Source organism: Rhizobium sp. 01T444, from assembly GCF_056398305.1.
Genome location: NZ_JBFTPD010000407.1, coordinates 1 through 522, shown reverse-complemented (window position 1 = coordinate 522; position 522 = coordinate 1). Strand labels below are relative to the sequence as shown.

At 68.2% G+C, this 522-nt stretch carries 2 protein-coding genes; both read left to right on the top strand.

The window, feature by feature from the left end:
• The coding region (locus AC1DTN_RS39190; RefSeq protein ID WP_477925642.1) for a phenol hydroxylase subunit P4 at positions 1–368 on the top strand (368 nt) is incomplete at its 5' end.
• Between the two features lie 28 nt (positions 369–396).
• Positions 397–522: 2Fe-2S iron-sulfur cluster-binding protein (locus AC1DTN_RS39185; protein ID WP_477925644.1), on the top strand; the 126-nt coding region annotated here is incomplete at its 3' end.

Here is a 522-nt window from a genome sequence, read left to right as displayed (position 1 = left end):
GGAGATGCGAAATGAGCGTCGTCGCCCTCAAGCCCTACCACTTCCCCGCGAAGGACGTTCGCGAGAACTTCCCCGCGCCGCTGCTCTACATCGGCTGGGAAGACCACCTGATGTTCTGCGCGCCCTTCTGCCTGCCGCTGCCGCCCGACACGCCCTTCGGCGCCCTGGCCGAGGCGATCCTGCCGGGCATCTACGGCTGGCACCCCGACTTCGCGAAGATCGACTGGAGCCGGGCGCAGTGGTTCAAGTCGGGCCAGCCCTGGAGCCCCGACCCGGCGAAGTCGCTCGCCGAGAACGGCCTGAAGCACAAGGACGCGATCCGCTTCCGCACGCCGGGCCTCACCGGCATCAAGGGCTCGTTCAGCTGAGCCCGGGGCCTTGCCGATTGCCATTGCCATGAGCCATACCCTGACCATCGAACCCCTGGGCGCCACCATCGAGGTGGAGGAGGGCCAGACCCTGCTCGACGCCGCGCTGCGCCAGGGCATCTACATCCCGCATGCCTGCTGCCATGGCCTGTGC